At 50.4% G+C, this 6,181-nt stretch carries 5 protein-coding genes and 1 pseudogene; 1 reads left to right on the top strand and 5 read right to left on the bottom strand.

Annotated elements, in window-relative coordinates; all coding sequences use genetic code 11:
* Positions 1-90 (top strand): annotated as a pseudogene (locus J1C49_RS21175) (IS5/IS1182 family transposase); the annotation flags it as partial.
* Between the two features lie 84 nt (positions 91-174).
* Here the strand turns inward: J1C49_RS21175 and J1C49_RS21180 are convergent.
* The 5 genes from J1C49_RS21180 to J1C49_RS21200 form a co-directional block, all read right to left on the bottom strand.
* Positions 175-603, bottom strand: a complete 429-nt coding sequence (locus J1C49_RS21180; protein WP_227447811.1) for a hypothetical protein — start codon at positions 601-603, stop codon at positions 175-177.
* On the bottom strand, positions 604-1,689 hold the full coding sequence (locus J1C49_RS21185) for a flagellar biosynthesis protein FlhB (protein ID WP_227447812.1): 1,086 nt from the start codon (positions 1,687-1,689) through the stop codon (positions 604-606).
* Positions 1,690-1,691: 2 nt separating this feature from the next.
* Positions 1,692-2,456, bottom strand: coding sequence for a flagellar biosynthetic protein FliR (locus J1C49_RS21190; protein WP_227447813.1), 765 nt, complete (start codon positions 2,454-2,456; stop codon positions 1,692-1,694).
* Entirely contained in the window at positions 2,453-4,528 is a 2,076-nt protein-coding gene (gene flhA, locus J1C49_RS21195; protein ID WP_227447814.1) for a flagellar biosynthesis protein FlhA, read from the bottom strand. The genes J1C49_RS21190 and flhA overlap by 4 nt, the downstream gene beginning before the upstream one ends.
* 337 nt (positions 4,529-4,865) lie before the next feature.
* Positions 4,866-5,948, bottom strand: coding sequence for a LacI family DNA-binding transcriptional regulator (locus J1C49_RS21200; protein ID WP_227447815.1), 1,083 nt, complete (start codon positions 5,946-5,948; stop codon positions 4,866-4,868).
* Positions 5,949-6,181 lie beyond the last annotated feature (233 nt).

Here is a 6,181-nt window from a genome sequence, read left to right on the forward strand (position 1 = left end):
GCAACCCGCTACGACAAGACCGCTGAAAGTTTCCTCGGCTTCATAGACATCACGTCCATCCGCCTCTGGCTGCGTCTTTTGTCAACATGACCTAAATTATTCTGAGCAACCTGCCTCTAAAAGATTCCATAATAGCGCGAAAATCAAAAAATCTCAATAGTTATGCAAAAAGTTCTATATCCCTTTGTGGAAAGCTGACGCTACGGTATTCAAATCTAGATACTCTTCTAGTTCAAGTTTCTGATTGACCGACTTCCTATGGAGCATCGATATATGATTCAAGTTTTGCAACGCGGACGCTTGAGAAATCGTATCCATTAACACGCCTTGCGAGTCAAGTATTTGCGATTGATATTTTGCCGCTGTTCTCATCAGCTCAACACGCTTGTTCAAAAGCCATAATTCCCAATTTTCATAAGCTCTGCGTTCTGAGGTTGTCGCAGCCATTTCAAAGCGCGAGCAACAATCTGCAATTTCCTCATCCAAGGAAGAAATTTCGAGGATACACCTATCCAAATTATCAACGAGCGATTTATGCCTTGATAGTCTATTTTGTTTGATGACTTGAGAGACTTCAATCAACTCACTCAGATCATTCATCATTCAGTATCCTCTGCGAGCTTTGTGACGCATCTGCTCTGCAAACCTAATTGCTGCAGCCACAGGTTTATAGAATTTCGGCGCAATTTCTTCTCCGATTTTTGTCGTTGCAAAAAGAGCTCGGGCCGTTGGAGGATCAGAGTGAATTGGAACGCCACTCTCCCCTGCGACCTTTCTGATATTCAATGCGATTGAATCTACTCCCTTTGCAACACATAACGGAGCAGATCCCGGTTTTCTGGTCCATTTAAGTACAACAGCAAAATGGGTGGGATTCACAATAACAACATCAGCTTCCTTGATGTCCGCAATCATTTGGGAAAGCGCAATTTCTTGCCCCCGTTGTGTTCGCTTTGCCTTCAAGAAAGGATCGCCCTCCGATTCCTTAACCTCATCTCTCATTTCTTTATGGGTCATCCTGTTTTTTCGTAAATGATCGAAGTGCTGCCATGTGTAATCAACAATTCCAATTGCCAAACTGATACAGCATGTGTAAACAACAAATTCCAAGATAAGAGATAGCATAAGCTGAACAACTTCTTGTGTTGTTCCAGTGCTGGATCCAACAAGAATATCGATATTGGAGTATAAGAGAAAGCCCAAGAGAATTGAATAGATCAGAAGTTTGGTGAAGCTCTTTAAAAATTCAAACAGGCCAGATCTGCCGAATTTGTTTTTTGCGTTAGAGAGAATTGAAATTCTTGATCCCTTTATTGCCAATTTTTCAATTGAAAATACTAACGTCCTGGACGAAATCAGTGTGGTGAAAACAAATAGCAGAGGCACGATGAAAAACGGATAGCCTGCAAGAAAAACCTCAATGATCAGGTGACCAGATTGAACCGGAGAAGGATCCTCGATCAAGTCAATGGATAGAGAAACCTTGTGGTCGAAATAGGGTATGAATATATTTCCGAAATATATAAGGCAATACCCACCAAATACTAAAAATGAAACGAGCGCTCCAAAATATGAAGCACTAGTTAAAAGATCGGTTGAGCGTGCGAGTTCACCCTTTTTTCGCTGTTGCTCAAGTTTGCGCTGAGTGGGTTCAAAGCTTTTGTCTGCTGCTTCTTCATTCTCGGACATTGCTAAAACGGATTAATCAGGAATTGTTGAACGCCAGACAGCCAGGTAATTAAGATCGCTGGGATGCATAGTAACAGGAATAATATCGCGGCAAAGGATATCACAGGAGCTCCAACAAATGCGACCATCAGTTGAGGCATGGCGCGATTTATGACTCCGAGAGTTAGGTTGTAGAGCAGAGACAATATGAGGAATGGTGCCGCTAGAGAAAAAGCGAGATTAAATATCGTGTTTGCATGTTGTCGGAACACGTCGACAATTGATGCAATCGGAATCAATTTCCCGTAAGGAAACATATCATACGTCAGAACAATAAATTTGATAATATTATAGTGGAATCCAAATATTACAAGAATCGTAAGTGCTGCTAGGGTCATAATGTGTCCAATAGCGGGCAGAGGGTCCATTCCTGTTTGTCCCATCAATTGCGCCAAGGATGTTGACTGAGCGGCAATAGATCCTGCAGTTTGGATGGCCATAATGAAAAATCGAAATACCAGACCTAGTAAGAGACCGATCAATACTTCTTGTAATAAGGCTATGACGTTGAGTGAGTTTGGCGAGCTTTGAAAAGACGTTGAACCAATGACCGCCGGAGTCATAATCATGGTTAATATCAGGGAAGCAACGACTTTGATCCGCACGGACATCCAGCTTTCGCCATAAATTGGCATGAACGTCATGGCGGTACCAACTCTCAAGAATACAATAAAATAGGGTATCCAGAGAAATAGGGCTTCATCACTGAATTGTTGCAGAATTGTCATGTTGGTATGACACCTACGATGGAAGGTTTGGCTTCGAGACCAAGTTCTTCGTGAGATAGAACCGTTGCGATGATGCCTCTGGAGTCAATGAGGGTTTTCAAGAAGCGACGTCGTCGGGAAGAGGTGAGTATTGCTGGATTAACTCCGCGAACTTGCAATTCATTCAGTCGAGAAGTGATTCCATCGACTAGAGTATCAAAGGATTCCGGAGGTAAAGCAATTTGTGGCGTGCCGTTTTCACTTTCGACTTGGTAGTTTCGAAACATATCCTCCCATTCGGGCGATAGTTGAAGCAAAGGTATGGTCCCGTCCGGTCGCTTGAACTCAGAGACCATTTGGAAGCCAAGTTTCTGCCGAACTTGTTCGCAGACGGCTTCTGGCGAATTGGTAACTTGCTGCGCTTCCACCATCGCTTCGAGGATCAAGGGGAGATTCCGTATCGAAACATGCTCCTTAAGCAAGAGCCGCAAGACTTGGAGGAGAAAATCAGTTTTGATCTTCTCCGGGATGAGGTCGTCGATAAGCCGCTTGTTGGCCTGGGCCTTGCTTTCATTGGAGATATTGCAGATCTCGTGCAACTGTTTCTTGAGCGTTTTAAGCGTCAATAGACGCCCGAAGTTCTTGCGGACAACTTCGAGCAAATGTGTGGCCAGTATCTCGGATGGGGTAACAATGGTAATGCCATCCAAAGAGGCTTTTTCCTGATCGAGTGGAGAAATCCAGCGAGAGGGCGCCCCGTAGACCGGTTCGGAGACATCGTTGCCGGGAGGCAGCAAGGCCATGTCGTCCGGGGCCAGTGCCATGACCATATCGGGGTTGAGTTCGCCGCGCGCCATTTCCACCCCGTGGATTCGGATGCAATAGACGCCGGTCGGTAAGATTGCAGCATCGGTCAAGCGGATCTCGGGTAGGATGAGCCCGTAATTGGTGCCGACATATTTGCGCATGTTTTCAATGCGAAGGTCGAGGCCCGTTGACGGATCCAGGACCATGCCGACAAGGTCAGGTGCAAATTCGACATGTATATCGTCGACGTCGAGAAGATCGCCTATGCGTTCCTGTACAGGGTCGTCGTCTATCTCCTCCGCCTGCTCTTCGTCCGAATCCGGGATCTTCCGCAGAAGATACAAAGACGTGGCACCCAGGGTTAGAGAACCGAACAGGAAAGGCAGAAACGGAAGGCCGGGCACCAGCGCAAAGAGGAAAAGGAGAATTGCTACGGCCATGAGCGCGTGAGGGTGGCGCGCAATCTGCTCTGTCACCGTTTTGTCGGTCGCGCCGACAGTGCCTCCCCGTGCCAGGAGGAGGCCCGCCGCCACGGAGATGATAACAGCGGGGATCTGGGTCACGAGCCCGTCGCCGACGGTGAGGATCGAATAGGTTTCAACTGCGCGCGCCAAGGGCATGTCGTGGACGAAGATTCCCACGATCATGCCCATCAACAGATTGAGCGCCGTGATCAGAAGGCCGGCCACGGCATCGCCCTTGACGAATTTTGATGCCCCGTCCAGCGATCCGAAAAAGGTGGTTTCCTGCTGGTCTGTTTCCCGGCGCAGCTTCGCTTCCTGATGTGTGATCGCGCCGGCAGCCATGTCCGCGTCGATGGCCAATTGCTTGCCCGGCATGCCGTCCAAGGCAAAGCGTGCGGAGACTTCGGCCATGCGGGACGCCCCTTTTGTGATGACCATGAAGTTCACGATCAAAAGGACAAGGAACACGATGATTCCGATCAGGAGGCTGCCGCTCATGATGAACGCCGCAAAACCCTGGATCACGTCACCGGCGGCATCTGTCCCGGTATGGCCCTCGCCGATGATCAGCTTGGTCGAGCTGACGTTCAGAGATAGCCGCAGCATCAAGGCAGCGAGCAGCAAGACAGGGAAAGATGAGAATTGAAGAGGACGCTCGATAAACAGCGTAATCGTGAAGATCAGAATAGCCAAACCAAAGGAAGCGGCCAAACCCACATCGAGCACAGCGGCGGGGACAGGGAGGATCATCATGACAATAACCGCCATGAGTATCACCGCCAAAATGATCGTTGGACTTGCTAGACTGCTGAGAAACTTCATTTTTCCGAGCTCATTTTCTGTGTCTTCACAGGGTGGCGAGACGCTGCTTCGGCGGTTCAAGAACCGGGCTCATGCTCGGTCCTGCACGTTGGTGACCATCCGGCAAGAGGGTTAAGAAACGGTGTTTGATTAAAATTTGTTGCCAAGTGCGACACGTCCCGGGAGGCTGACCGCAAGGCGCCTTGGACTTTTAGAGCAGTTAAGGACTTCTTCGCAGATTGCGCTTAACATCGCTGCATCGAGCGTGCCGGATTTCAAGAGCAAGAAGGAGACGAGCACCGCACAAGAGGAATGAGCCGAATCGTCTGGATGGGGTTATGCGTTTCGCCGCGGCGCCTCACGCGTCGCTTTTGCCAAGCGAACCGCGATGAACGATAAACGTTTCAAGGCAAACCGTGTTCAGCTCTGTGCTCTCGTTCAAAAGGGCTAGAATGCTTCTCGCCGCCTGCCGTCCCATTTCTCTGTGTGGCACGTGGACAGTGGTCAGGCCGGGATCTATGAGTGTGGCCAACTCGATGTCATCAAACCCGGTGACAGAAACATCCTGTGGAACTCGAAAGCCAAGCGATTGGGCTTTGCGAATCGCGCCAACTGCCAGCACGTCGTTCCCGCAAATCACCGCTGTGGGTCTGTCCTTCCTGTCGAGCAACTGCGCCATGGCCGTGCCGCCGGAGTCGACCGAGTAGACCGTCTCGATCACGTCAATATCGTCAGGATCAAGACCGAATGCCCGTGCCGCGCTGCGCACCCCTCTGACCCGCTCCTCTGCACGATCATTGCCTGCCCTGTGGCCAGAGATGATTGCAAGCCGCCGATGGCCCTGGCGCAGCACTTCAGAGGCAAGGGCGGCCATCGCCCCTGCATTGTCGAAACCCACGGCGGTGGCGCTGGAACCGGGGTCGTAGGCCCAGGCGACCACATAAGGAATATGGCGTTTCTCGAGAAACTCGTAGATTCGTTCTGACCGATTGTAACCAATCAACAGCAAACCATCGGCACCGCGGGAAATCAGAGTGCGAATCTGCTCTTCCTCGATCCCCGGATCGTAGCCCGAACTTGCAACCAGAAGCGTCTGACCCGCCTCGGCCAGCGTTTCTTGAAAGGCTTGAAGGCCACGCGCAAAAATGGCGTTCTCCATGGTTGGAATCACGGCGCCGATGGTATTTGTCTGTTTCGCAGCGAGCGCACGGGCGCCAAAATTCGGAGAATAGCCCAACGCCTGAATCGCGTTCTGGACCCGTTCTCGGGTTGCCTTGACCACACGGTCTGGCGCGTTGATGCAGCGCGATACCGTAGCCGTGGAGACACCGGCCTCTCGTGCCACGTCTTCCAGTGTCGGCAGGACCGGCCCCTTGCTGTCGGAGCTGTCCGGTTGCCGCGCGTTGCTGGCCTGTGTCGGTTTTCTGGATCGGCCTGCCATCTGCTCACCGGAGGTTTACCCACGCTTTTCACAACACCGAATTTGCAGATCCTTTGTCGTGAATTGCTTGTTTGCCAGTATGTAAACGCTTGCAAAGAAGTGCAACGTGCCTTCGCATGAGCGGCGTTCTTGGCCCTTGCATACGTGCCGTTTATCTCGACGGCGCTGTTGCCGGACATTTACAGATAGGACCTTAGGAATGGCGAGAGAGTATCTGAAGAAGGCGGTTCTGA

It is taken from the genome of Cognatishimia sp. F0-27 (genome assembly GCF_020667845.1).
GTDB lineage: Bacteria > Pseudomonadota > Alphaproteobacteria > Rhodobacterales > Rhodobacteraceae > JAFMPQ01.